Here is a 25,157-nt window from a genome sequence, read left to right on the forward strand (position 1 = left end):
GGAGCGCACCATGCAAATCATCGAACTCCTGACCCCGCACTACGAGGCGGCCTGGCTGCCCTGGGCCGTGCAGTACTTCTTCCTGGTTGGCGTGGCCACCGGCGCCGCCATCCTGGCCGCGCTGTGCGCCTGGGGCAAAGACGGCGGCACGCTGCAGCGCCTGCTGCCTGTGGCCGTGCTGACGCTGGCCGTCAGCGCCATCGCCGCCCCCGTGTCGCTGCTGGCCGACCTGCACCAGCCCGCGCGCTTCTGGCACTTCTATGTGCACTTCACGCCCTGGTCGTGGATGTCGGTCGGCGCGCTGCTGCTGCCCGTGTTTGTCACGCTCAGCGTGGCCATGTGCGCCGCCTGGTGGCTGGGCAAGACCGGCTGGATGCGCCTGCTGGCGCCGCTGCTCGTGCTCTCGGCGCTCACCATTTCGGTCTATACCGGCGCCGAGATGATGGTGGTGCGCTCGCGCCCGCTGTGGAACACCCTGTGGGTGCCCGTCAACCTGGCACTGACCGGCTGGCTGGCCACCGTGGGCGCGGCCTTCGTGCTGGAGCGCTTCCTGCCCGCCGCGCTGCGCCCCGGCGCTGAAGCGCTGCAAACGCTGCGCGCCATGGGCCTGGCGCTGGCCGGCGCGCTGCTGGTGGTGGCGCTGGCCTGGGCCGCGAGCGGCTTGGGCGGCGACAGCCCCTCGTTCAACGCCGCGCTGCGCCTGTGGAACGACTTCCCCGTGTGGCGCCTGACGATGATCGGCTCGGCCATCGGCGGTGCCGCCGTGTTGGGGGCGCTGCTGCGCGGCCGCCACCGCCTGCAGGCCAAGGGCTATACCCTGGTGCTGGGCCTGGGGCTGGCCGCCGCCGCCTGGGCCTTCCGCTGGGCGCTGTTCATGGGTGTGCAGGGCGTGCCCAAGTTCGGCGCGGGCCTGTACCTGTACCACATGCCCCTGGGCGGCGACGGGCTGCTGGGCATGGTGGGCGTGGCAGGCCTGTGCGTGGCACTGGTCGGGCTGGCGAGCTGGGCGCTGGAGCTGTTCCCGGCCCGCAGCGCGCCCGCAGCCCGCGCTGCTTGAAATTCATAGGCAAATAGGCTTCTAACCCAATACCAGCAAGCGCTAGCAGCTATCAAACTTGGGTTGATACGTGCTGGCGCTGCACGTGAAAGTGCAGACCATGACGGACAAGAAATCGCTTCCCTCCCCCGACACCGAGAACACCCCTGACACCAACCGCCGCCGCATGTTGCTGCGCGGTGGTGCCGTGGCCGGTGGCTTGGCCGCCTTTGCGGCGGGCTATGGTGAGACCGTGGCCAAGGGCGCCAAAGGCCTGATCCATGGCACCTCGGGCACCGCCACCAAGAGCGCCACGCGTGGCAATTCGCTCACGCCCGAGTTCCGCATCGACCCCGTGACCGGCCAGCTCACTACCCAGCCGGGCCAGGTGGTCAGCCCCAGCAGCTGCCTGGGCTGCTGGACGCAGTGCGGCGTGCGCGTGCGCGTGGACACCGCGCACAACAAAATCATCCGCATCGCCGGCAACCCCTACCACCCGCTGGCCACCACGCACCACGCACCCATGGAAACGCCCGTGCGCGAGGTGTACGCCATGCTGGGCGGCGACAACGGCCTGGAAGGCCGCGCCACCAGCTGCGCACGTGGCTCCGCCATGCTGGAGCACCAGACCGCGGCCCACCGCGTGCTCACACCGCTCAAGCGCGTGGGCCCGCGCGGCTCCGGCCAGTGGAAGAGCATCTCGCTGGAACAGCTGGTCAAGGAAATCTGCGAGGGCGGCGACCTGTTCGGCGAAGGCCACGTGGACGGCCTGGCCGCCATCCGCGACGTGCAAACGCTGATCGACCCCGAGAACCCCGAGTACGGCCCCAAGGCCAACCAGTTGCTGGTGACCGACGCCTCGAACGAAGGCCGCACGCCGCTCATCAACCGCTTTGCGCGCCAGTCCTTCGGCACGGTGAATGTGGCCAACCATGGCGCCTACTGCGGCCAGACCTACCGCGTGGGCACCGCTGCCGCCTTGGGCAACATCCCCGGCATGCCGCACGGCAAGCCCGACTGGAAGAACTCGCGCTTCGGCCTGTTTCTGGGCACGGCACCCGCACAGGCGGGCAACCCCTTCCAACGCCAGGGCCGCGAGCTGGCCGAGGCCCGCTCGCGCGACGACAACACCTACCGCTACGTGGTGGTGTCGCCCGTGCTGCCCATGTCGTCCAGCCACGCGGCGGGCGACAACAACCGCTGGCTGCCCATCAAGCCCGCCACCGACCTGGCGCTGGCCATGGCGCTGATCCGCTGGATCATCGACAACGAGCGCTACGACGCCAAGTACCTCACCCAGCCCGGCCCGGCCGCCATGGCCGCCGCCGGTGAGGCCAGCTGGAGCAACGCCACCCACCTGCTCATCAACGACCCCAAGCACCCGCGCTACGGCCAGTTCCTGCGCGGCGCCGACCTGGGCCTGCCCATGCCCGAGCCGGTGGACGAGAAAACCCCCGCCGAAGACGTGTACGTGGTGCAGGTGGCCGACGGCAACGGCGGCTTCAAGCTGGTGCCCCACACCGTGGCCGAGCCGGCCGAGCTGGTGGTGGAACGCGAATTCACGCCCCTGAAGGCCGCGGGCGCCACCGAGGAGCCCGCGCCGATCGCCGTGTGCACCTCGTTCGTCAAGCTGCGCGAGGAAGCGCGCCGCAAGACGCTGCAGGAATACTCCGACCTGTGCGGCGTGCCGGTTAAAGACATCGAAGACCTGGCGCGCGAATTCACCAGCCATGGCAAGCAGGCCGTGGCCAACTCGCACGGCGGCACCATGAGCGGCTCGGGCTTCTACACCGCCTACGCCATCGCCATGCTCAACAACCTGATCGGCAACCTGAACGTCAAGGGCGGCTGGGTGCTGGACGCCGGCCCGTTCGGCCCCTTCGGCCCCGGCCCGCGCTACAACTTTGCGCAGTTCGAGGGCGCGGTCAAAGCCACGGGCGTGGCGCTGTCGCGCACGCGCTTTCCGTACGAAAAGACCAGCGAATTCAAGCGCAAGAAAGAAGCCGGCCAGAACCCCTACCCGGCCAAGGCACCGTGGTACCCGGCGCCTGGGGGCCTCTCCAGCGAAATGCTGGCTGCCGGCCTCATGGGCTACCCCTACCCGGTGAAGGCGTGGATCAACCACATGAGCAACCCGGTGTACGCCATCTGCGGCTTTGAGAACACGCTGGTCAGCGCCCTCAAGGACCCGAAGAAGCTGCCGCTGTTCGTCTCGGTCGATCCGTTCATCAACGAGACCTCGGCCCTGGCCGACTACATCGTGCCCGACACCGTCACGTACGAAAGCTGGGGCATCGGCGCCCCCTGGGCCGACGTGATCGCCAAGAGCAGCACCGTGCGCTGGCCCACCGTGGAGGCCGCCACCGCCAAGACCGCCGACGGCAAGCCGGTGAGCTTTGAGAGCTTCGTCTTCGCCGTGGCCAAGCAACTGCAGTTGCCCGGCTTTGGCAAGGGAGCGATGAGCACCAAGGACGGCGAGCCGCTCGACCTGGAAAGCGCCGAAGACTTCTACCTGCGCGGCATGTGCAACATCGCCTACCAGGCCGGCAAGCCCGTGCCCGAAGCCAGCGACGACGACATCGCCCTCACCGGCGTCACCCGCTGGATGCCCGAAGTGGAAAAGCGCCTCAAGCCCGAGGAAGTGCGCCGCGTGGCCATGGTGATGAGCCGCGGCGGGCGCTTCGACAAGATCGAAGACGCCTGGAAGGGCGAGCAGATCAAGGCCGCCTACAAGTTCCCCGTGCAGCTGTGGCACGAGGGCCTGGCCAAGATGCGCCACTCCATGACCGGCGAGCGCTACGTGGGCTGCCCCACCTGGTTCCCCACCCGCTTTGCCGACGGCAGCAGCATGCGCGAGCGCTTCACCGAGCAGGAATGGCCGCTGACCATGAGCAGCTACAAGTCCAACCTGATGAGCAGCATGTCGATCGCCGCCTCGCGCCTGCGCCAGGTGCACCCGCACAACCCCATCAGCCTGAACAAGGACGACGCGGCCAAGCTGGGCATTACTAACGGCGACCGCATCGAGGTCAGCACCCCCGGCGCCAAGCTGCAAGGCGTGGCCCTGGTGCGCAGCGGCATCGCCCAGGGCGCCCTGGCCATCGAATACGGCTACGGCCACAAGCAGCTGGGCGCCGCCGTCCACACCGTGGACGGCAAGCCCATGGCCCATAACCCGCAGCACGGCAACGGCGTGAACCTGAACACGCTGGGCTTTGCCGACCCCACCCGTCCCGCCAAGGACAACGTGTGGATCGACTGGGTGTCGGGGGCCGTGGTGCGCCAGGGCTTGCCCGTGAAGGTGCGGAAGGTGTGATGCCTGCCAGGTGCTGAGCACCGGGCGCTTGCGGGCGCAGGTGCTGCAGAAGCAAAAAGCCCATCGCATCCGCGATGGGCTTTTTTTTGTCGGCGGCTTTCGACCCACTGCCGACGTTCGAACCTTGTTGGCCTAAGTCAGCGATGTGGCGGGTTGCGGTCCTTCAGTTTGCCGGACTCAGCGCCTCGAAGCTGCCGCTCAACGTCTAAGTTCAGTGGTCGGCGAAGCGTCCGCTGCAGCGAACAGAGCAAATTGACTTGAGCTCAAGTGCTGAAGCAGTCGCTTGAGATGAGGTTCGACGGATTCTTGTACGAACTTGGCACGCCAGGCCCGAGCACGGGCTCCCCCTTGGCGCTCCTGTCAGCGACTTTTAGGTTGAGGTCGAGCAGCTGCTGGAGGATGGGCTTTTTGGCGGCGAAACCGTAGGCCTTCATGACGGCCGCGTTGAGCACCTCATGGGCCTCGCGCAAAGGATTCTTCCCTGGCAAGTCCAGCGTCCGATAGAGTGCCCTAAGGCCGATGCCTTGTTTCTCAGCAGCCTCAGCTCGGAGCGTGCGCACCGCCTTGCCGGCATTGGCGATGGCGGTGACCATCGCCGCCGTCGGAGCCTGTGGCCACGGGAAGGTGTGGAACACGGAGTCGCCGTTGTATCGCGGGCGCTCAGTGAGCTTGCCGCACTTGGCGATGAACCACTGCCAGTGGACGTCGGACTGCAGGATCCCGAAGCTGTAGTCGTCGGCGAGCGCGAAAACCTGCATGGCGTCGCCTGGCTTGATGGCGGAGTCGACGAAAAAGAATATGGGGCGCTTGGTGACCCGTGAGCAGGCCAGGTAGCGCGGGATGCTGGCGACGGCCTCAGAGAGCTTGGGGCGACCATAGGAAAGTTGCCACCACTTTGCCAGAAAGGCTTGATGGTGGGCACGGCCTTTCTTGACCTCGTCCTCGTCACCATCGTCGTTACCCTGGGCATCTTCATCTCTGTCCGGCAAGGCTTTGGCCTTCTCCATGCGGTCTGGCAGGACCTGGTCTTGGATGCGCTTGAGGGGCACCGGGTAGGCCTGGGCTTCAACGATTGTTTTGCGCTCGAAATCTAGAAGCCACCTGGCGGGTTTGCCTGTGGACAGGGCGTCATCGCCAATCATGTAGGGATGGATGACGTCGGCGTTTTTCTTGGAGGCAGCCATCAGGGTCCCGCGCTCTTCGTCGGTTAGCACGAACGCGGAGTGCCCAGGCGTGAGGCCCTGTCCGACCACGGCCGTGGCATTGATGGCCAGGGCTTTGGCGCCGGTGACGTCGGTCAGGTCGGACAGAGACGAGTTAATGAATGGCACCTCCCTCATGTCGAGCTCGTAATCAGCCGGATTCTGGTCTCCTGCTTGCGGCTTGGCTTTCGCTCCCTTGACGGGATCGACCTTGAACCAAAGGCGCCGGGTCTTGGGAAGCAATGTTGCCTGTTCGGTCTTGATCCAGTTGGCGATGGAGACGTTGACGTTGGCCTCGCCAGACCAAGGCTGGTTCTCCACGGCTTCGATAATGGCGCCGCTGGCAACGATCTGGTCCAGGCCACCGAGACGGGAAGCATTGCTCCGGACGGCCTGGGTGCCGACCAGGCCGGCGCGACCAGCGAAAGGGTCGGCCGAAGTGCAGGGCTTGAGGTTGTCGTTGGCACGGCGGAACCAGTAGACGCAGAAGTCGGCCATGCCGGGGACCTCCGGGTAGGCCTTGCGCAGCCGGTTGACGTAGCTGGTGCCGAGCATTCGCTTGACAAGCTTGGAGCCAAGGAATGGCGGGTTGCCGACGATGACGTCGGTTTCGAACCACTCCGTGCGAGTGCCGTCGGCCTGCACCAGGGCATCGCCGACCTTGAAGTTGGCGTCCAGGTTGTCTAGTGGCAACGCAGACTCAGAGATGTGAAGCTCGTCGATGGCGAGCTTGTGGGCCAGCATCATGGTTGCCTTGGCAATATCGACGGCGAACGGGTTGACGTCCATGCCGTAGAAGTTGGCCGCGGAGACGAAACCGAAGGGACGCTGATTGGGATCGACGGATTTGTATTCGGTCGCCATTCGCTCGTAAATGCGGGCCTCCAGACGCTTGAGCTCGCGGTAGGCGACGTAGAGAAAATTACCGCTGCCGCAGGCGGGGTCGAGCACCGTGAAGCTCTCGATTCTGGCCAGGAGCTTCTTGAGGCCGTCCAAGGTGCTTGTGGTTTCGATGCGCTCGGTCCATGGCGCCACGATGGTGGGGCCGACGACTTTCATGATGTCGACCGGGCTGGTGTAGTGGGCGCCCTGCGCATGGCGCTGCTCTTTGCCGAGCGAGTGCTCGAAGATGGTCCCGAAGATTTCGGGGCGCACCTTGGACCAGTCGAAGTCGGATGCAGTTCTGAGGAGAGACTTCTCCGTGTCGGTGAGTTCGATCATGGCCGGCTGCGCGAAAAGGCCGCCGTTGAAGTAGGGAACGCCCTTAAATCGGCCGCCCTTCACGCCGTTTGTATTCATGGCGGTGAAGAGGCCGCCGAGCAGGTCATAAGTGTCCTGTGGGGTCTTGCAGTCGTCGAGAAGCCTGGTGACGACGTATTTGTCCAGGAGTCCAATGTCTTCCGAAAAGAGCGCCATGAGCATCTGGAGGATGAACCGCTGGGCCAGCGGCTGATCGACCTTGCGTGCGATCAGGGAGTTGAAGCAAGCGGCGAGCTTGTCTGCGGCCTTGCGGGTGACCGTCTCCTGGTGGTTCCCAAAGATCGGCTTGACGTCCTCCGGGAACATGAAGTTCAGGGGGCCGAACCTCGTAGGGAGATCCTTGAGCAGAACCTTGTCGACCGGGGTGTCTAGTTGGGTTTCGAAGTCGTAAATCCAGAACTCGTCGAAGTTGCAGAGAATGGCGAACCGAGGTCGGTTCGGTACTAGCCTGGTCCAGTAGGTGAAGGCTTGGCTGTAGTGCTTGTTCAGGTCGGTGCCACGCTTCTTCATCTCGATGACGACGACCGGCTTCCAGACCAAATCGGCGAAGGAGGTTCCACCGTTGGTGTTCTTCACCCTGAGTTCGCAGAAGGCGTTGGCTTCCTTGAAGCCCTCCCATCCGAACCCCTGGAACAAGCGGTCAAGGAAGACCTGGGCCTCGCCTTTTTCGTCGCCGGTAATGTGCTTTGCGGCCCATTGAACGAACGTCTTAAGGTTTGCTGTCTTCTCTGCGGATCCGACCATGCAGGCTCCCTCTAATTGGTCAGTTGTTGACCCAGAGTCTTGGCATCAGCCTCTCGCTGAGCCCCCCGGCTTTTATGAGGCAAAGTCTACACGCGGAAGCCCCTGCACGGCCGGTGAATTCCGCCGTCGCGAAGAAGACGGCAGCTAGGGTTAAAGGCAATAAGCAGGTGCTTTAGGAAACGGCGTGCGAAAGGCGTCGCGCACTCAACGCAGAATCGCCGACCGTCGCCTAGGCGAGACTGCACTGAAGGCTGAACAAGCTGCCCCTTTTCAGCGGTTTGGCGTAGTTAACGCACGACCCGCTCCTATCACCGCACGCCGCGTGGTTCAACTGAGCGGACGTTGGTGAGCGGCCGGAATCAGCCTCCAAGAGCCGTTCGGTTTTGCACGGCGGACGGCCGCTCTTGGCCGCAAGCTGCCCCACAGCCTTTGAAGCGCGGTCTTTGCTCAGCGCCTTCTGAGCATTTCACTGAAAAATCAGCTTTCCCTTCAAGCCGATTCGGGGAATTAAATCCTGCCGGCCTATCAGTTAAATAGGCCGCTAAGGCGCTTTAGATAAGCGCTAGCAGCTACCAAATTCATAGCATCCAGCGCTTTTCGGTATCACGGGCACGCGTGCTGCCCCACATCCGAACCAAGCCCCTCACCCCACCCGCCACCACCGTGGCAACAACGCGCGCACCTCTGCACGCTGAAAGCGGTCGTCCATCAATACCACCACGCCCTGGTCGTGCTCGGTGCGGATCACGCGGCCGGCGGCCTGCACCACCTTGCGCAGGCCGGGGTAGAGGTAGGTGCAGGCATAGCCCTGACCAGGGCCCATCACTTCGTCCAGCGCACATTGCATGGCGTCGTTCACCGCGTTCACCTGCGGCAGGCCCAGCGTGGCGATGAAGGCGCCGATGAGGCGGGTGCCCGGCAGGTCCACGCCTTCGGCAAAGGCGCCGCCCAGCACGGCCAGGCCCACGCCCTGGCCGCCCTCGGTGAAGCGGGCGAGGAAGGCGGCGCGGCTGGCGTCGTCCATCTCGCGCGTTTGCTGCCATTGGGGCACCTGCGGGTGGCGCTGGGCCAGGGTGGCGGCCACGCGCTGCAGGTAGTCGAAGCTGCTGGCAAAGCACAGGTAGTTGCCGGGCTGGCGCGCGTACTGCGCGGCCACCAGATCGGCGATGGGGGCGAGCGAGGCCTCGCGGTCGCGCCAGCGGGTGGAGATGTGCGGGGCCACGCGCACCTGCAGCTGGTGGGCGGCAAAGGGGGCGGCCACGTCCAGCCAGGCGGTGTCGGGCGGCAGGCCCAGCAGGTCGCGGTAGAACTGCGGCGGGCTGAGCGTGCCCGAGAACAGCACCGTGGCCTGCGCCGCCGCGTGGCGCGCCGCCAGGTGCGGTGCGGGCATGACGTTGCGGATGCACAGCGTGGTGGCGGGTGCGCGGGCCCGGCCGTTGCGGCTGCTGGGCGCGGCAGCGACGCGCTGCAGGTCGAACAGCGCATGCGGGCCAAACTGCTCGGCCAGGGCCTGGAAGTGCAGCAGCGACCAATAGAACACCAGCACCGCGTCGCCCGGCGGCAGGGGCTGGTCGGCCTGGGCCTCTGCCATGGCGCCCACGGCGCGCTGCACCGCGCCTAGCAGCGCGGGCGGCACGGTGGCGTGGGCCTGGTAGCTGGGCGTGGCGGCGATGGGGGGCGCCGGTGCGGTGGTGCCGGTGTGCAGTGCGCCGGGTGGGCCCGGCGTGTCAGCGTCTTCTGCGGCCTGGCCCAGGGTCTTGTTCAGCGCATTCCACAGGCGGTGCAGGGCGTCGAGTGCCTTCTTCACGGGGCCGGTGGCGGCCTGGCGTGCGGCGGCCAGCTCGAAGGGCGAGAGCGGCGCGGTGTACATGCTGCGTGCGCGCTCCAGCAGGTTGTGGGCCTCATCCACCAGCACGGCCACGCGCCAGCCCTGCTGCTGCGTGAGGGCGTAGAGCATGGCGGCGCTGTCGTAGTAGTAGTGGTAGTCGGCCACCACCACGTCGGCCCAGCGCACCAGCTCTTGCGACAGGTAGTAGGGGCAGATGCCGTGCTGCAGCGCCACGCCGCGCACGGAGGGGGCGTCCCAAGGCGCGGGCTGCTGCACGGCGGCGGCGCGGGCGGCGGGCAGCCGGTCAAAGAAGCCGCGCGCCAGCGGGCAGGCATCGCCATGGCAGGCGCTGCCGGGGTGTTCGCAGGTTGTGTCGCGCGCGTGCAGGTCCAGCACGCGCAGCGGCGTGCCGGGCGCGTGCGGGGCCAGCGCGCCCTGCAACTGGGCCAGCGCGTGCAGCGCCAAGCCGTGGCCCGTGCCCTTGGCCGTGAGGAAAAACAGCTTGTCCAGGCCGCTGGGCAAGCGTGGCGCGCTCTCTTTTTTGATGGTTTCCGTGTCCCCGTTGGCCACCGCATCGGCGGCGGTGCCGGATGCGGCATCAGCCGGGGCCAGCCCGCCCTGCCCTTGCGTGGTGATCGCCGGGGGCGCCATCGCCGGGGGCGCCATAGCCGGGGGCGCCATCGCCTTGAGCAGCGGGAACAGCGTGCCCAGGGTCTTGCCGATGCCGGTGGGCGCCTGGGCCAGCAGGCAACGCCCGGCGGGGGCGCTGGTGCCCTCTGCGTTGGGGTGTGCGGTGCGGTACACGGCCACGGCCAGCTCGCGCTGCCCGGCGCGGAACGCGGGCAGCGGAAAGCACAGCCGCGCCAGGGCGGCGTTGCGCTGCTGGCGGTGCGCGGCCTCGCTGTGCGCCCAGGCCAGATAGCGCTGGCACTGCGTGGCAAAGAACGCCTGCAGCGCGGCGGCGGTGTGTTCCTGCACCAGCACGGTCTCGGCATGGGTGGTGGCGTGCACGTAGACCAGCGCAAGCTTGAGCCCCACCAGCCCGCGCGCCTGGCACAGCAGGTGGCCGTACACCTGGGCCTGGGCCCAGTGCAGCGCGCGGTGGTGCGGGCGCACGCTGTCCAGCGTGCCGCGGTAGGTCTTGATTTCTTCGAGCTGGCCCAGCGCCGCGTTCCAGCCATCGGCGCGGCCGCGCACCGTCAGGTGGTCGTACGTGCCGGTCAGCGGCACCTCGGCCTCGTAGCCTGCGCCGCGGCGCTGCTGCACCGCGCGGTGGCCCTCCATGCCTTCGAGCGCGCTGGGGGCGGGGGTGAAGCGCAGGTCCAGGTCGCCCGTGCGGGCCGTGAACTCGCACAGCGCGCGCACGGCCACGACGTGGGAGCGCGGGGCGGGCGTCATGCCGGGCCGCACCACTGCACGTGGCACACCTGCACCGGAATGCCCTGCGCCACGCAATACGCCAGCCAGCGGATCTGGTTGTCCTGCAGCTTGTCGCCGGGGGCCTTCACCTCCACCAGCGCATAGCGCTCGGCCCCGGGCGGGCGGCCGGGCCAGAAGCGCACCAGGTCGGGCAGGCCGGTGCGGTTGGCCTGCACGTCGCGCAGCAGCCGGGCAAACAGCCGCTCCAGGTGCGCGGGCGGAATGCAGTCCAGCGCCAGCGCCAGCAGCTCGGCGCTCAACGCGCCCCAGGCCACGAAGGGCGACTGGGTGCCGTGCTTCTCTTCAAAGCGCTGCAGGATGGTGGCGCGGTAGCGGCCGTCGTGCAGTTCGGCCAGGCAGGCGTCGAACAGGGCCTGGCGGCGCGCCACGAAGTCGGGCGCGGCCAGGTCGGCCGGCCCGCTCTGGAACGGGTGGAAGAACGCGCCGGGCAGGGGTGCAAAGATGGCCGGCCAGCACAGCAGGCCGAACAGCGCGTTGACGAGCGTGTTCTCCACATAAAACACCGGCGCCTCCGCGCAGTGCCAGTGCGCGCGCAGCGCGTGCTCCACCGACTGGGGTGGCGTGGGCGCGGGCAGTTCCACGTCCATGCGCAGAGCGGCCACGGCCGGGGCCAGCGCGGGCCGGCGCGGCCCGCCGCCCTGCCCCAGGCTGCGGCGCAGGCGCGGCAGCATGCGCGCCACGCGCTGGTGTTCTTCTTCACTTTCAGGAGCAGCCAGCGCTTGATGGGCAAGGGCTAGAGCCTGATCGGAGCATTGCATGCGCTCCAGCACGCGGATATGGCGGTGGCGCGCACCAGGGGCGCGGCTGGCGGCGTAGGCCTGGGCGGCCAGCGGCCAGTCGCGCGCGCGCTCGCAGGCCTGGCCCACGCGCAGCAGGACCCGCGCGCGGCGCTGCTCCAGCCACGGCGTGGCGCTGTGCGCGGCGGCCAGGGCCTGCAGCAGCGCAGCGGCATCGGCGCCCTCCGCGTCCAGCGCCTGGCGGCAGGCGCTGAGGGCAAGGTAGGTGTCCACATCGGCCTGATGCTGGAAGGCGCGCGAGGCAGCGTCCAGCGGCACGGCCTCGTAGCGGAACACGCCCAGGTCGGCCAGCACGAACTCCGCCCAGCTCTGGTGCAGGTTGCCGAAGAACATGAGCCGCAGCCGCTCGCAGCGCGCGCCCACCGTCACGTGCCAAACGGGCTCGTCGGCGTGCGGGTGCCACGCGGCGTAGGGCTGCCGCAGGTCAGCGCGGTCGGCCAGGGCCTGCAGCATTTCGGCCTTGCGCATGGTGGAGTGCAGCGCAGTGCCCTGCAAAATCTGTAGCAGCTCGCGCTTGGTGTGCAAGGCGAACAGCTCCGATAGACCCAGAGGCGCATCGGCGCACAGCCAGCCCCGCGCCAGCAGCGGCGCGGCGGCGTCGCGCGTGTCGGGAATCTCGTCATAGGCCAGCTTGCTCGCGCGAAACCACGGCCCGCGCCGCATCACCATGCGCACCAGCAGGGCCTGTGCGGCCTGGGGCAGTTGCCGAAAGTCGGTGAGGAACTGCAGGTCGTCCACACCGAGCAGGTCGCCATAGCGCGTGTGCAGCCAGTCCAGCGCACGCTGGAAGTTGTGCAGGTAGTAAAAGCGGTGCGGTGCGGGCGCAGGGCCGGGCTGCGGCATACAAAAGACTGTGCGTTTATACAGTCAATGATACCGACGCAGCGGGTGCGCCGTTAATGTGGGGATAACGCGCCGTTCCTAGAATGCGGGCTTTTGCCAAGCGGGCCGCATGCACATCCTGATCGTCGAAGACAACGCACTGGTGGCCAGCGGCATCCAGGCCGGGCTGGAGTTGCACGGCTTCACCAGCGACACCGCGGGCAGCGTAGCGCAGGCGCAGGCCCACATGACTAGTCGCCAGTTCGATGCCTGCGTGCTGGACTTAGGCCTGCCCGATGGCGACGGCGTCAGCCTGCTGCGCCAGTGGCGCGGCAAGGGGTTGGCGCTGCCGGTGCTGATCCTTACCGCGCGCAGCACCATCGAGGACAAGGTGGCCGGCTTTCAGACCGGCTCCGACGACTACCTGACCAAACCCTTCGACCTGCAGGAGCTGGTGCTGCGCCTGCGCGCCCTGCTGCGCCGCGCGGGCGGGCGCACCAGCGACCTGCTGGCGCTGGGCGACTGCCAGGTCAACATGGCCACCGGCGAAGTCACGTGCAACGGCGTGGCGATAGATATCTCGCGCCGCGAGTGGGCTTTGCTGCAGGCCCTGCTGCAGGCGCACGGGCGCGTGCTGAGCGCGGCGCAGCTGCATGACAGCCTGTACGGCCTGGACCAGGACGTGGGCAGCAACACCGTGAACGTGCACGTGCACCATCTGCGCAAGAAGCTGGGCGCCGATGTGATCGACACCGTGCGCGGCCTGGGCTTTCGGCTGGGCGCGCGCTACTGCGGCGGTGCGGCATGACGGCACGACCGGTGCAAAGCCTGCGGGTTCGGCTGGTGCTGGGCCTGAGCCTGACCATTTGCCTGGTCTGGAGCGGCGTGGCGATCTGGCAGTTCACCAACATGCAGCGCGAGCTGCGCACGCTGCTGGACGACCGCCTCATCGCATCGGCCCGGATGGTGGTGGGCATCGTGCAGCAGTTCCAGCAGGCCGAGCTGGCGGCAGCGCCGCGCGCCAGCAACGATGCGCTGCTGTCGGTCATTGGCCGAGATGGCGTGGCCTGCGAGGTGAGCCTGGTGCGCAGCGAAGTGGACATCCTGCCCATCGCGCGCACCAACAACATCCCGGACATGGCCTCTGCCGGCAGCGCGGGCTTTGGCCAGATCACCAAGGGCGGCAAGCAGTGGCGCACCTATGTGCTGGAGGACAAGGGCGTGCGCGTGGCCACCGCCGACCGGCTGGATGTGCGCGACCAATTGGTGCAGACCTTCGTGCGCACGCTGGTGCTGCCCTTCGCGCTGGCGCTGGCCGGCGTGCTGCTGCTCACCTGGTGGATCAGCACGCGCAGCCTGCGGCCACTGCGCTACCTGCGCGAGGAGCTGGCACGGCGCCCGCCGCATGACCCCACGCCCGTGCACGCGGGCCGCGACACGGTGGAGCTGGCGCCGCTGGTGGACAGCCTGAACGGCCTGCTTGCGCGCATGGATGCCGCCATCGCCCACGAACGCCGCTGGACGATGGACGCTGCCCATGAGCTGCGTACCCCGCTCACCGCCATCAAGACGCACGTGCAGGTGGCACAGCTGGTGCTCGACCAGGCGGGCCCGCCCGCGCAGGCGGGCGACGCGCTGCGCCAGGCCCAGGAGGGTATCGGCCACATGCACGCCACGCTGGAGCAGCTGTTGCAGCTGGCGCGGTTAGAGAGTGCCAGCGCCCCGGGCAGCGCCGAGGGCGCGCAGGGCGAGGCCATCGTGCAGGCGTTCGCGCTGGCCGTGCGCCAGTCGTGCCAGCGTGCCGCGCACGAGGGCCGGGTGGTGCCCGCTGTTGCGGTGCAGGTGTTGCCCGCGCCGGGCGAAGGCCCCACGCCCTGGGCGCAGGCGGTTTTGCCCCTGCCGCCAGCGCTGCTCACCGGCGCCGTCTCCAACCTGCTGGACAACGCCTTGCGCCACCACCAGGGCGAGGGCCCGGTGCTTGCCACGCTGCAGTGGGCGGAAGATGCCGCTGGCGCAGCCGTGGAAATCCGCGTGCGCGACCAGGGGCCGGGCCTTTCGCCCGCGGAGTGTGCGCAGGCCGCGCAGCGCTTTTGGCGCAAGACCGCCAGCGGGCCGGGCTGCGGCCTGGGGCTGACCATCGTGCACCGCATCGCCGAGAGCGTGGGCGGCACGCTGGTGCTGGCCCCCGCGCATCCGGGGCTGGAGGCACGGCTACATCTGCCGCTGCACCCTGCGGGTTGAAGGGCTTTCGGCCTTCCAGGGCATGCTGGGCAAGCGCTGGAAGCTATCAATTAAAGAGCGTTGCGGCCATGGTACACGGCGTCATCTTCGCGGCATGGCGCGCAGCCATAATGCGCGCCATGCCCAACCGCTGGAAACCCAACGTCACCGTAGCGGCCATCGTCGAGCACGAAGGCCGCTTTTTGCTGGTGGAAGAAGACACTGCCGACGGCCTGCGCCTGAACAATCCGGCCGGGCACCTGGACCCGGGCGAATCGCCGCTGCAGGCCTGCGTGCGCGAGGTGCTGGAGGAGACGGCCTACGACTTTGAGCCCGAGGCGCTGGTGGGCGTGTACCTGAACCGCTTCACGCGCACGCGCACCGGCGACGACATCACTTACCTGCGCTTCGCCTTTGCCGGGCGCGTGGGCACGCACCACGGCTGGCGCACGCTGGACGATGGCATCGTGCGCGCGGTGTGGCTCACCCTGCCAGAGATCCGCGCCTGCGCCGAGCGCCACCGCAGTCCCCTGGTGCTGCAGTGCCTTGAGGACTACCTGGCGGGCCGGCGCGCTCCGCTGGAGCTGGTGCACACCGATGCCAGTGTGCTGCAGGTGCCGGGGCATACCCGCCGCACCGCGCTGACATAGGGTGGCTGGGATAATCCCAGCCCTATGAAAAAACAGCGCGTCGTCGTGGGCCTGTCGGGCGGGGTGGACTCCGCCGTCACGGCCCACCTTCTTAAAGCAATGGGCCACGAGGTGGTCGGCATCTTCATGAAGAACTGGGAGGATGACGACGACAGCGAATACTGCTCCAGCCGCCAAGACTTTTTGGATGCCGCCAGCGTGGCCGACGTGCTGGGCATCGAGATCGAGCACGTCAACTTTGCCGCCGAGTACAAAGACCGGGTGTTTGCCGAGTTCCTGCGCGAGTACCAGGCGGGGCGCACGCCCAACCCTGACGTGCTGTGCAACGCCGAGATCAAGTTCAAGGCCTTTCTTGACCACGCCATGCGCCTGGGCGCGGAAAAAATTGCCACCGGCCACTACGCGCGCGTGCGCCAGAACCCGGCCACCGGCCTGTTCGAGTTGCTCAAGGGGCTGGACCCCTCCAAAGACCAGAGCTACTTCCTGCACCGTCTGAACCAGGCCCAGCTCTCCAAGACACTGTTCCCCGTGGGGGAGCTGCACAAGACCGAGGTGCGCCGTATCGCCGAGGAGATCGGCCTGCCCAATGCCAAGAAAAAGGACTCCACCGGCATCTGCTTCATCGGCGAGCGGCCGTTTCGCGAGTTTCTGAACCGCTACATCTCCAAGGAGCCCGGCCCCATCCTCGACGATCGGGGGCGCAAGCTGGGCAGGCACGTGGGCCTGTCGTTCTACACCCTGGGCCAACGCCAGGGCCTGGGCATTGGCGGCGTCAAGGAGAAGGGCGCGGCGCGCGGCGCGGGCGAGCACGCACCCTGGTTCGTCGCGCGCAAGGAGTTGGACAAGAACGTGCTGCGCGTGGTGCAGGGGCACGACCACCCCTGGCTGCTGTCGCACCGCCTGGTGGCGCAGGATGTGAGCTGGTGCGCGGGTCACGTCCCAGCCGCCGGGGCATACGCCGCCAAAACACGCTACCGCCAGCAGGATGCGGCGTGCACGCTGCAGGCCATGCCAGAGGGCTTTGCCCTGCAGTTCCCCGAGGCCCAGTGGGCCGTCACCCCGGGCCAGAGTGCCGTGCTGTACGACGGCGAGGTCTGCCTGGGCGGCGGCGTGATTGCCACGGCCCAGGCCTTGTCTGGTGGAATCTAAGAAAAATAGGCCCTAGCCCTTGTGTAGCAAGCGCTGCAAGCTATCAAAAATAGAGCTCCGGAGGGGTTTCGGGCTGGCTGGGGGCAAAGGCTCTCAAGCGTTCCTTCCCGAAAGATCTGCAGCGGCGTGCTTCGTAGCAAAAAGGGCGCCCGTGGGCGCCCTCTGTACCAGTACTTGCCGCAGCGGCAAGTTGCCTCAGAACGGAATGTCGTCGTCCATGTCGTCAAAGCCCGAGGCCGCGCGCGGCGGCGGGGCCATGGGCGCGGGGGCTGGTGCCGGGCGCGGTGCTGGCGCAGGGCGCTGCTGCATGGGGGGCGGTGCGGCGCGGCGCGGTGCTTCGTAGCCGCCGCCATCGCCGTAGCCGTCATCGGGGGCGCCGTAGCCGCCACCGCCGCCCTGGCCTTGGCGGCTGCCCAGCATTTGCATGGTGTCGGCGCGGATCTCGGTGGTGAACTTCTCCACGCCTGCCTGGTCGGTCCACTTGCGCGTGCGCAGGCTGCCTTCCACGTAGACTTGCGAGCCCTTGCGCAGGTACTGGCCGACGATTTCGGCCAGGCGGCCGTTGAACACCACGCGGTGCCACTCCGTGGCCTCTTTGTTCTCGCCGGTGTTCTTGTCGCGCCAGCGGTCAGTGGTGGCGATGGTGACGTTGGCCACCTGGTCGCCGCTGGGGAAGGTGCGCATCTCGGGGTCGCGGCCCAGGTTGCCGACGATGATTACTTTGTTCACGGAAGCCATAAAAATTCCTTTGGCAGTAGCCCGGAAGGCAGTGGGAGTGTTTCCGGGCCAGACGAGCGAATGAAACGGCCTCGCGCGAGGCCGCCGGTGCGCAGCATAACGGGGTTGCGGGTTGGCTGGTGCGGCCGTATTCAAAAAGCCTACACATGCCCTGCAAGGCTGCGCGTCAGTGCCGTCCCACGGGCCGCAGCGGCCAGGTTAGCACCAGCCACAGCGCGGTCAGCAACGCCGTGGCGGTGAACAGCCCGCCCGTGCCGGCCCACTTGGCCAGCAGCCCGCCCAACGCGCCGCCAGCGAACAGGCCCAGCGACTGCAGCGTGTTGTATGCCCCCAGCGCGGCGCCGCGCAGCGCGGGCGGCGCCATGCGCGAGACCAGGCTTGGCTGCGTCGCTTCCAGCGCGTTGAAGCCGCAGAAGAAGACGAACATCACCACCGCCAGCCAGGCCAGCGCGGGCGGCTGGCCGGTGGTGGCCATCAGCCCCAGGGTCACTTGCACCAGCAGCACCAGTGCGATGGCCGCCAGCAGCGCGGCGCGCAGGCGCCCGCGCCGTTCCATAGCAAACAGCCCGCCCATGGCCAGGAAAGACAGCACCACCGCAGGCAGGTACACATGCCAGTGCGCGCTCTTGGCCAGGCCCGCCTGCACCAGCATCGCGGGCACGGCCACCCACATGGCCATCTGCACCGTGTGCAGCACGAACACGCCCAGGTTCAGGCGCAGCAGGTCGCCATGGCGCCACAGGTCGGCCAGGCGGCCACGCGGTGCATCGGCGTGGCGTGCGGGCTCAGGCGGCACCACCCACAGCACGATGGCCACACCCGCCAGCGCCAGCGCGCAGGTGAGCCCGAACAGCCCCGGCAGCCCGACAGCCGCCGCCAAGGCCGGCGCCGCCACCAGCGCGATGGCGAACATCAGCCCGATGCTGCCGCCCACCAGCGCCATGGCCTTGGTGCGCACGGCGTCGCGCGTCTGGTCGGCCAGCAGCGCGGTCACGGCCGCCGAGACCGCCCCGGCACCCTGCAGTGCGCGGCCCATGACCAGCCCGGTGAGCGAGTCCGCCAGCGCCGCCAGCAGGCTGCCCGCCGCGAACACCAGCAGCCCGGCGACGATCACGCGCTTGCGTCCAAGACGGTCCGAGGCCAGGCCCAGCGGCAGTTGCAGCACCGCCTGCGTGAGCCCGTAGATACCCATGGCCAAGCCGACCAGCGCGGGATCGTCTCCGCCAGGGTACTTGCGCGCCTCCAGCGCAAACACGGGCAGCACAAGGAACAGGCCCAGCATGCGCAGCGCGAAGATCAGCGCCAGGCTGAAGCTGGCGCGGCGCTCCAGCGCGGTCATGCGGGTCGGGACGGGTGCGGAGGCGGCCGAGGAAGGGGGCAAAGTGGTGTCCGGCACGGAAGGCAGAGGCGTAGTCGGGGAAAGGCGCGATTCTCTCCCATCGGCCTTTGTCCTGTTTCTGGTCACAGCCTTTGGCCGCCGAGGGGGCAGCGGCTGGCTATCATGGCAGGTTCCCCTGAGTGCCAGCAGCCGTGACTTCATCCTCCTTTATCCCAGACGATTCGAGTGGCCGGTTGCTGGGTGCCGGCCCGCGCGAGCAGCGCATCAGCATCCGTGGCGCGCGCACGCACAACCTCAAGAACATCGACCTGGACCTGCCGCGCAACCAGCTGGTGGTGATCACCGGGCTGTCGGGCTCGGGCAAGTCCAGCCTGGCGTTCGACACGCTGTATGCCGAGGGCCAGCGGCGCTACGTGGAGAGCCTCTCAAGCTATGCGCGCCAGTTCCTGGGGCGGCTCGACAAGCCCGACGTGGACCTGATTGAGGGCCTGTCGCCCGCCATCAGCATCGAGCAGAAGGCCACCAGCCACAACCCGCGCTCCACCGTGGGCACGGTGACCGAGATTCACGACTACCTGCGCCTGCTCTACGCCCGCGCTGGTACGCCGCATTGCCCTGAGCACGGCCTGCCGCTGGCCGCGCAGACCGTGAGCCAGATGGTGGATGCCGTGCTGGCCCTGCCCGAGGACACGCGCCTGATGCTGCTGGCCCCGGTGGCGCGGCAGAAGAAGGGCGAGTTCACGGAGCTGTTTGCGCACATGCAGGCGCAGGGCTACGTGCGCTTTCGCGTCGATGGCCAGATCTACGAGCACGAGAGCCTGCCGCCGCTGAAAAAGACCGAGAAGCACGACGTGGACGTGGTGATCGACCGGCTGAAGGTGCGCGCCGACGCGCAGCAGCGCCTGGCCGAGAGCATCGAGGCCGTGCTGCGCGTGGGCGGCTCGGAGGGCCATGGCCGCGTGCTGGCGCTGGAGATGGACACCGGGCGCGAGCATCTTTTCAGCAGCAAGTTTGCCTGCCCGGTGTGCAGCTTCTCGCTGCCCGAGCTGGAGCCGCGCCTGTTCTCGTTCAACTCGCCCTCGGGCGCTTGCCCGTCCTGCGACGGGCTGGGGCAGCAGGAGGTGTTTGATGCCGCGCGCGTGGTGGCCTTTCCCTCGCTCAGCTTGGCCAGCGGCGCCATCAAGGGCTGGGACCGGCGCAACGGCACCTATTTCGCCATGCTGGAGAGTCTGGCGCGGCACTACGGCTTTGACGTGGAAACGCCCTTCGAGCAACTACCCGCCGCCGTGCAGCAGGTGGTGCTGCACGGCTCGGGCACGCAGGAGATCGCCTTCACCTACCTGCTTGACAGCGGCGCGCGCAAGGGCCAGCCCATCGTGCGCCACCATGCGTTCGAGGGCATCCTGCCGAACATGACGCGGCGCTACCGCGAGACCGACTCTGCCGTGGTGCGCGATGACCTGGCGCGCTACCGCAGCACCCAGCCCTGCCCCGAGTGCCACGGTGCGCGCCTGCGCCGCGAGGCGCGCCACGTGCGCGTGGGCGAGGGGGCGGCGGGCTGCGCCATCCACGACGTGAGCCAGATGACGCTGCAGGCTGCGCGCGACTGGTTCGCGGCGCTGCGTCTGCCGGGGGCCAAGGCGGAGATTGCCGACAAGATCGTGCACGAGATCGTGGCGCGCCTGACGTTCCTGAACGACGTCGGCCTGTCGTACCTGAGCCTGGCGCGCAGCGCCGAGACGCTCTCGGGCGGCGAAGCCCAGCGCATCCGCCTGGCCAGCCAGATCGGCAGCGGCCTCACGGGCGTGATGTACGTGCTCGACGAGCCCAGCATCGGCCTGCACCAGCGCGACAACGACCGATTGATTGCCACGCTCACACGCCTGCGCGACCTGGGCAACAGCGTCATCGTGGTGGAGCACGACGAAGACATGATCCGCGCTGCCGACCATGTGGTGGACATGGGCCCAGGCGCGGGCGTGCACGGCGGGCGCGTGATGGCGCAGGGCCGCTGCGCCGATTTGTGCGCCGCGCAGGATTCGCTCACCGGCCAGTACCTGTCGGGCGCACGCACCATCGCCGTGCCGGCGCGGCGCACGCCCTGGCAGCCGGTGCTGGCGCAGCCGCCCGCACCGGGGAAAAAGGGGGTGGAGGGCCCGGCGCGCTTCGCCCCGGCGGCGCGTGCCACGGACCAGCCCGCCGCCGCAGCGCCTGGCGCGCTGCAGACGCTGCATGTGGCAGGTGCCTGCGGCAACAACCTGCGCAACGTGAGCGTGGACTTCCCCGTGGGGCTGCTGACCTGCGTCACCGGCGTGTCGGGCTCGGGCAAATCGACGCTGGTCAACGACACGCTGCACAAGGCGGCGGCGCGCGCCATCCACCGTGCGCACGACGAGCCCGCGCCGCACGAGGCCATTGAGGGGCTGGAGTATTTCGACAAGGTCATCAACGTGGACCAGTCGCCCATTGGCCGCACGCCGCGCAGCAACCCGGCCACCTACACCGGGCTGTTCACGCCCATCCGTGAGCTGATGGCCGAGACCACCACCGCCCGTGAGCGTGGCTACGGCCCGGGGCGCTTTTCCTTCAACGTCGCGGGCGGGCGCTGCGAGGCCTGCCAGGGCGACGGCGTGGTGAAGGTGGAGATGCACTTCCTGCCCGACGTGTACGTGCCCTGCGACGTGTGCCACGGCCAGCGCTACAACCGCGAGACGCTGGAGGTGCAGTGGAAGGGCCGCAACATCGCGCAGATCCTGGACCTGACGGTGGAAGACGCGCACGCCTTCTTCAAGGACGTGCCCGCGATTGCGCGCAAGCTGCAGACGCTGCTGGAGGTGGGCCTAAGCTACATCCGCCTGGGCCAGAGCGCCACCACGCTCTCGGGCGGCGAGGCCCAGCGCGTGAAGCTGGCGCAGGAGCTGAGCCGGCGCGACACTGGGCGCACGCTCTACATCCTGGACGAGCCCACCACCGGCCTGCACTTCGCCGACATCGACCTGCTGCTGCGCGTGCTGCACCAGCTGCGCGACGCGGGCAACACCATCGTGGTGATCGAGCACAACCTCGACGTCATCAAGACCGCCGACTGGCTCATCGACATGGGCCCCGAGGGCGGTGCGGGCGGCGGCACCGTGGTGGGCACGGGCACGCCCGAGACGCTGGCGGCCAACCCGGCCAGCCACACCGGGCGCTACCTGCGGCGGTATCTGGCGCTCCCTTCTTGATAGCGGCTAGCGCTTGCCTGGCAATCGATTCAGGGTGTTTTTTGCTTTAAATCGTTGCCAGGAAAGCGCTGGAAGCTATTGAATCAATAGCGTCAGGCCGGCAGCCCAAGCCGCTGCGCCCTGCCATCCGCCGCCAGGTGGAACACCGCCACGCCCTGCACCAGCTCCTGCGCCTGGCCGTGCAGGCTGCTCGCGGCAGCCGCCATCTGCTCGACCAGGGCGGCGTTCTGCTGCGTGGTCTGGTCCATTTGCGTGATGGCCTCGCCCACCTGCGCCACGCCCTGCGACTGCTCGCGGCTGGCGGCGCTGATCTCGCCCATGATGTCGGTCACGCGGCGCACGGCCGCCACCACCTCTTGCATGGTGTGGCCCGCGCGTTCCACCAGCGCGTTGCCCTGCGCCACGTTCTGTGCGCTCTCGGCGATCAGCGCCTTGATCTCGCTGGCCGACTGGGCCGAGCGCTGCGCCAGCTGGCGTACCTCGCCGGCCACCACGGCGAAGCCGCGGCCCTGCTCGCCGGCGCGAGCGGCTTCCACGGCCGCGTTCAGCGCCAGGATATTGGTCTGGAAGGCGATGGAGTCGATCACGCCGATGATGTCGGCAATCTTCTTGCTGCTCGTGTCGATGCCCTGCATGGTCTGCACCACACGTGCCACCACATCGCCGCCCTGCTGCGCCACCTGGCTGGCGCTGGCCGCGAGCTGGCTGGCCTGGGCCGCGCTGTCGGCGTTCTGGCGCACGGTGGCGGTCATCTGCTCCATGGCGGCGGCGGTTTCCTCCAGCGCGCTGGCCTGGCTTTCGGTGCGCGCCGACAGGTCCTGGTTGCCCTGGGCGATTTCGGCGCTGGCCGTGGCCACGCCTTCGGCGCCGTGGCGCACGCGTGCCACCACCTGGGTGAGCTGGCGGCGCATTTGCAGCAGCGCGGCGGTGAGGCGGCCCACCTCGTCGCTGCCGTGGGCGATGTCGGCGCCCGAGAGGTCGCCCTGCGCCACGGCATGTGCCAGGTCCATGGCCTGCCCCAGCGGCTGGCGGATGGAGCGGGCGAACGCCGCGATCAGCACGCCACCCAGCGCCAGAATCAGCGCCATGGCCAGCGCCTGGGCGATGAGAATGCGGCGCAGGTTGGCCTGGCGCTGCTGCAGCGTGGCGTCCAGGCTTTCCAGCGCCTTGGCGTTCAGCGCGTAGAGCGCGTCGATGGTGCGCGTGAAGGTGTCGAAGTAGTCCTGCGGTGCCAGTTGCAGCGTGGCGGCCTCGGTCACTTCCTTGGTGGCCAGCGCCAGCGCCTGGGTCACGAGGGCGTGGGCCGCCTCGGCCGAGGGGCCGAGCGCCGCGCGGTAGCCGGCATCGCGCTGCATGGCGCGCTCGAACTGGCGGAAGGCGTCGCCCTGCAGTTCCTGCGCGCGCTGCTGCAGGGCCATCACCAGCCCCTTGTTCACCGGCGGCAGCTCGCGCCGCGCCAGGAAGCCCGAGCCCTGCGCGCGCAGGATGCCGAGCTTCTCGCCCAGCACCGGGGTGTGCACCAGGGCGGCCTGGATCAGCGCGTAGGCGTGCTCCGACTCTTCGAGCTGCAGGCCGTAGGCATTGAGCAGCTCCTCGCTGATGCGCATGACCGAGGCAATCAGCGCCGTGTGCTGCGCCGTGCTCTGCGCCTGCTGCACCTGGCGCTGGTCCACGCTGGCCTCCAGCGCCTGCCAGGTCTGGCGCGCCTGCTGCCAGGCCGCGAGCTGGTCGGCGGGCACCTGGGCCGTGGCCAGGCGGGCGCTGGCGGCTTCCACGGCCTGGTTCACCAGGTCGCGCGCGGCGGGGCGGCGCGCCGCCAGGGCCGCATCGCCCCCGAGCATGCCGGAGGACAGGCCACGGTGCACCTGCATGCGCTGCACCACCAGGCTCAGCGCCGTCAGCGGAGCGGCCCCGCTGGCTTCCAGGCGCGCGCGTTCCATGGTGTGCAGCGCGTCGCGCACGTACAGGAACGTGGGCAGCACACTCACGAGCACGCCAATGAGGGCCAGAATGGCGAATTTTTGCAGCAGGCTGATTCGGGAAAGCAAGGCCATAACGGGGAATGCGCGGTAACGCATGCAAAGCGGGGCTAAAAAGGGGCGGCAGACCACCCACTGTGGTTACACGCTGGGCGCATGGTTTTGACGGAAATCAAGAACCGTGGCGCACGGCATAGGGCGGAAATAACGCATCAAAATTCATGCCAGCGCTTGTGTGGCAAGCGCTGCAAGCTATCAAAACAGGAGTAAACGATGACGGCATGGGACTATGCAGTGGTCGGCGCCGGCATGGCGGGCGCCAGCGTGGGATGGCAGCTGGCGCAGGCTGGCGCGTCGGTGCTGGTGCTGGAGCGTGAAGCCCAGCCCGGGTACCACAGCACCGGGCGCTCGGCGGCGCTGTTCATGGAAACCTATGGCACGCCTGCGATCCGTGCCTTGACGCGCGCCAGCCGTGCCTTCTACGCCGCGCCGCCGCCCGGCTTCGCCAGCGCGCCGCTGCTCACGCCACGCGGTGTGGTGTACCTGGCCGGGCCGTGCCAGGAGGACTTGCTCGAACGCACCTACGCTGAGCTGCACCCGCATGCACCCGGCCTGGAGCGCCAAAGCTATGCGCAGCTGCAGGCGCGCCTGCCCTGCCTGCGCGCGGATGCGGTGGTCGCGGGCCTGTGGGAGCCTGGCGCGGCGGATATCGATGTGCACGCATTGCACCAGGGTTACCTGCGTGGCCTGCGCCAGCGCGGTGGTGCGCTGCGGACAGGGGCCGAGGTGCGGGCCCTGGCGCGGGAGGATGGTGGCTGGCGTATCGCCCTGGCGGGCGGCGACACGGTGCGGGCGCGCCACATCGTCAATGCGGCTGGCGCCTGGGCCGACGGGGTGGCGCAACTTGCCGGCGCAGCGCCCGTGGGCCTGACGCCGTGCCGCCGCACGGCTTTCACTTTCGCGCCGCCGCCGGGTGTGGACGTGCAGGCCTGGCCTGCCGCCATGGGGGTGGACGACAGCTACTACTTCAAGCCCGACGCGGGCCAGCTCATGGGCTCGCCGGCCAATGCCGATCCGATGCCGCCGCACGACGTGGTGCCCGAGGAGCTGGACGTGGCCACGGGCATCTGGCGTATCGAGCAGGCCACGACGCTGGCAATCCGCCGCCCGTCGCACACCTGGGCGGGGCTGCGCTCGTTCGTGGCCGACGGCGATTTCGTCATCGGCTGGGATGACGGTGCGCCGGGCTTCTTCTGGCTTGCCGCGCAGGGTGGCTATGGCATTCAGAGCGCGGCGGGCTACGCCTTGCTGGCGCGCAACCTGCTGTGCGGCGAGCCGCTGGACGCGGCCCTGGCCGCGCAGGGCCTGGGTCCGCAAGCCGTGGCGGCCCTGGCGCCGGGGCGTTTGCGCTGA

Annotated in this window: 14 protein-coding genes; 8 read left to right on the top strand and 6 right to left on the bottom strand. The window is 68.6% G+C overall.

Annotated features, from left to right (window positions below):
- Positions 1 to 10 precede the first annotated feature (10 nt).
- Positions 11 to 1,057 carry an NrfD/PsrC family molybdoenzyme membrane anchor subunit gene (nrfD, locus tag BN2503_RS02770; RefSeq protein WP_054255121.1) on the top strand — a complete coding sequence of 349 codons (1,047 nt, stop codon included), beginning with the start codon at positions 11 to 13 and terminating at the stop codon, positions 1,055 to 1,057.
- A gap of 100 nt (positions 1,058 to 1,157) precedes the next feature.
- Positions 1,158 to 4,352: a tetrathionate reductase subunit A gene (locus BN2503_RS02775; RefSeq protein ID WP_054255268.1), complete on the top strand. Its 3,195-nt coding sequence runs from the start codon at positions 1,158 to 1,160 to the stop codon at positions 4,350 to 4,352.
- Positions 4,353 to 4,615: 263 nt separating this feature from the next.
- On the opposite strand, the gene BN2503_RS02780 is transcribed toward BN2503_RS02775, so the two are convergent.
- From BN2503_RS02780 to BN2503_RS02790, 3 genes are all read right to left on the bottom strand, one after another.
- Positions 4,616 to 7,558 carry a DNA methyltransferase gene (locus BN2503_RS02780; protein WP_054255122.1) on the bottom strand — a complete coding sequence of 981 codons (2,943 nt, stop codon included), beginning with the start codon at positions 7,556 to 7,558 and terminating at the stop codon, positions 4,616 to 4,618.
- Between the two features lie 643 nt (positions 7,559 to 8,201).
- On the bottom strand, positions 8,202 to 10,784 hold the full coding sequence (locus tag BN2503_RS02785; RefSeq protein WP_054255269.1) for an ATP-dependent DNA helicase: 2,583 nt from the start codon (positions 10,782 to 10,784) through the stop codon (positions 8,202 to 8,204).
- Positions 10,781 to 12,466: a VRR-NUC domain-containing protein gene (locus BN2503_RS02790; protein ID WP_054255123.1), complete on the bottom strand. Its 1,686-nt coding sequence runs from the start codon at positions 12,464 to 12,466 to the stop codon at positions 10,781 to 10,783. The genes BN2503_RS02785 and BN2503_RS02790 overlap by 4 nt, the downstream gene beginning before the upstream one ends.
- A gap of 109 nt (positions 12,467 to 12,575) precedes the next feature.
- Here BN2503_RS02790 and BN2503_RS02795 point away from each other — a divergent pair, with 109 nt between their 5' ends.
- The 4 genes from BN2503_RS02795 to mnmA all read left to right on the top strand — a co-directional run bounded on the left by BN2503_RS02795 (position 12,576) and on the right by mnmA (position 16,464).
- On the top strand, positions 12,576 to 13,253 hold the full coding sequence (locus BN2503_RS02795) for a response regulator (protein ID WP_054255124.1): 678 nt from the start codon (positions 12,576 to 12,578) through the stop codon (positions 13,251 to 13,253).
- Positions 13,250 to 14,686, top strand: a complete 1,437-nt coding sequence (locus tag BN2503_RS02800) for an ATP-binding protein (RefSeq protein ID WP_054255125.1) — start codon at positions 13,250 to 13,252, stop codon at positions 14,684 to 14,686. The genes BN2503_RS02795 and BN2503_RS02800 overlap by 4 nt, the downstream gene beginning before the upstream one ends.
- A 119-nt stretch (positions 14,687 to 14,805) precedes the next feature.
- Positions 14,806 to 15,315: an NUDIX hydrolase gene (locus BN2503_RS02805; protein WP_054255270.1), complete on the top strand. Its 510-nt coding sequence runs from the start codon at positions 14,806 to 14,808 to the stop codon at positions 15,313 to 15,315.
- A 24-nt stretch (positions 15,316 to 15,339) separates the two neighbouring features.
- Positions 15,340 to 16,464 carry a tRNA 2-thiouridine(34) synthase MnmA gene (mnmA, locus tag BN2503_RS02810; RefSeq protein ID WP_054255126.1) on the top strand — a complete coding sequence of 375 codons (1,125 nt, stop codon included), beginning with the start codon at positions 15,340 to 15,342 and terminating at the stop codon, positions 16,462 to 16,464.
- A 195-nt stretch (positions 16,465 to 16,659) separates the two neighbouring features.
- Here the strand turns inward: mnmA and ssb are convergent, their stop codons facing one another.
- Together ssb and BN2503_RS02820 are read right to left on the bottom strand one after the other, a co-directional pair.
- On the bottom strand, positions 16,660 to 17,202 hold the full coding sequence (ssb, locus tag BN2503_RS02815) for a single-stranded DNA-binding protein (RefSeq protein WP_054255127.1): 543 nt from the start codon (positions 17,200 to 17,202) through the stop codon (positions 16,660 to 16,662).
- Positions 17,203 to 17,368: 166 nt separating this feature from the next.
- Positions 17,369 to 18,541 (bottom strand): MFS transporter, encoded by a 1,173-nt coding sequence (locus BN2503_RS02820; RefSeq protein ID WP_054255128.1) that lies wholly within the window; start codon positions 18,539 to 18,541, stop codon positions 17,369 to 17,371.
- A 209-nt stretch (positions 18,542 to 18,750) separates the two neighbouring features.
- Between BN2503_RS02820 and uvrA the strand changes: the two genes are divergently transcribed.
- On the top strand, positions 18,751 to 21,765 hold the full coding sequence (gene uvrA, locus BN2503_RS02825) for an excinuclease ABC subunit UvrA (RefSeq protein ID WP_233494997.1): 3,015 nt from the start codon (positions 18,751 to 18,753) through the stop codon (positions 21,763 to 21,765).
- 92 nt (positions 21,766 to 21,857) lie between these two features.
- Here the strand turns inward: uvrA and BN2503_RS02830 are convergent, their stop codons facing one another.
- Positions 21,858 to 23,819 carry a methyl-accepting chemotaxis protein gene (locus BN2503_RS02830; RefSeq protein WP_054255130.1) on the bottom strand — a complete coding sequence of 654 codons (1,962 nt, stop codon included), beginning with the start codon at positions 23,817 to 23,819 and terminating at the stop codon, positions 21,858 to 21,860.
- A gap of 198 nt (positions 23,820 to 24,017) precedes the next feature.
- Here BN2503_RS02830 and BN2503_RS02835 point away from each other — a divergent pair, with 198 nt between their 5' ends.
- Complete coding sequence (locus BN2503_RS02835; RefSeq protein WP_054255131.1) at positions 24,018 to 25,157, top strand: NAD(P)/FAD-dependent oxidoreductase; 1,140 nt, start codon at positions 24,018 to 24,020, stop codon at positions 25,155 to 25,157.

The organism is Paenacidovorax caeni, from assembly GCF_001298675.1.
GTDB lineage: Bacteria > Pseudomonadota > Gammaproteobacteria > Burkholderiales > Burkholderiaceae_C > Paenacidovorax > Paenacidovorax caeni.

Coding starts and splice junctions, on each gene's coding strand:
- nrfD (WP_054255121.1), top strand. CDS start 11: ATGCAAATCATCGAACTCCTGACCCCGCACTACGAGGCGGCCTGGCTG.
- BN2503_RS02775 (WP_054255268.1), top strand. CDS start 1,158: ATGACGGACAAGAAATCGCTTCCCTCCCCCGACACCGAGAACACCCCT.
- BN2503_RS02780 (WP_054255122.1), bottom strand. CDS start 7,558: ATGGTCGGATCCGCAGAGAAGACAGCAAACCTTAAGACGTTCGTTCAA.
- BN2503_RS02785 (WP_054255269.1), bottom strand. CDS start 10,784: ATGACGCCCGCCCCGCGCTCCCACGTCGTGGCCGTGCGCGCGCTGTGC.
- BN2503_RS02790 (WP_054255123.1), bottom strand. CDS start 12,466: ATGCCGCAGCCCGGCCCTGCGCCCGCACCGCACCGCTTTTACTACCTG.
- BN2503_RS02795 (WP_054255124.1), top strand. CDS start 12,576: ATGCACATCCTGATCGTCGAAGACAACGCACTGGTGGCCAGCGGCATC.
- BN2503_RS02800 (WP_054255125.1), top strand. CDS start 13,250: ATGACGGCACGACCGGTGCAAAGCCTGCGGGTTCGGCTGGTGCTGGGC.
- BN2503_RS02805 (WP_054255270.1), top strand. CDS start 14,806: ATGCCCAACCGCTGGAAACCCAACGTCACCGTAGCGGCCATCGTCGAG.
- mnmA (WP_054255126.1), top strand. CDS start 15,340: ATGAAAAAACAGCGCGTCGTCGTGGGCCTGTCGGGCGGGGTGGACTCC.
- ssb (WP_054255127.1), bottom strand. CDS start 17,202: ATGGCTTCCGTGAACAAAGTAATCATCGTCGGCAACCTGGGCCGCGAC.
- BN2503_RS02820 (WP_054255128.1), bottom strand. CDS start 18,541: ATGACCGCGCTGGAGCGCCGCGCCAGCTTCAGCCTGGCGCTGATCTTC.
- BN2503_RS02830 (WP_054255130.1), bottom strand. CDS start 23,819: ATGGCCTTGCTTTCCCGAATCAGCCTGCTGCAAAAATTCGCCATTCTG.
- BN2503_RS02835 (WP_054255131.1), top strand. CDS start 24,018: ATGACGGCATGGGACTATGCAGTGGTCGGCGCCGGCATGGCGGGCGCC.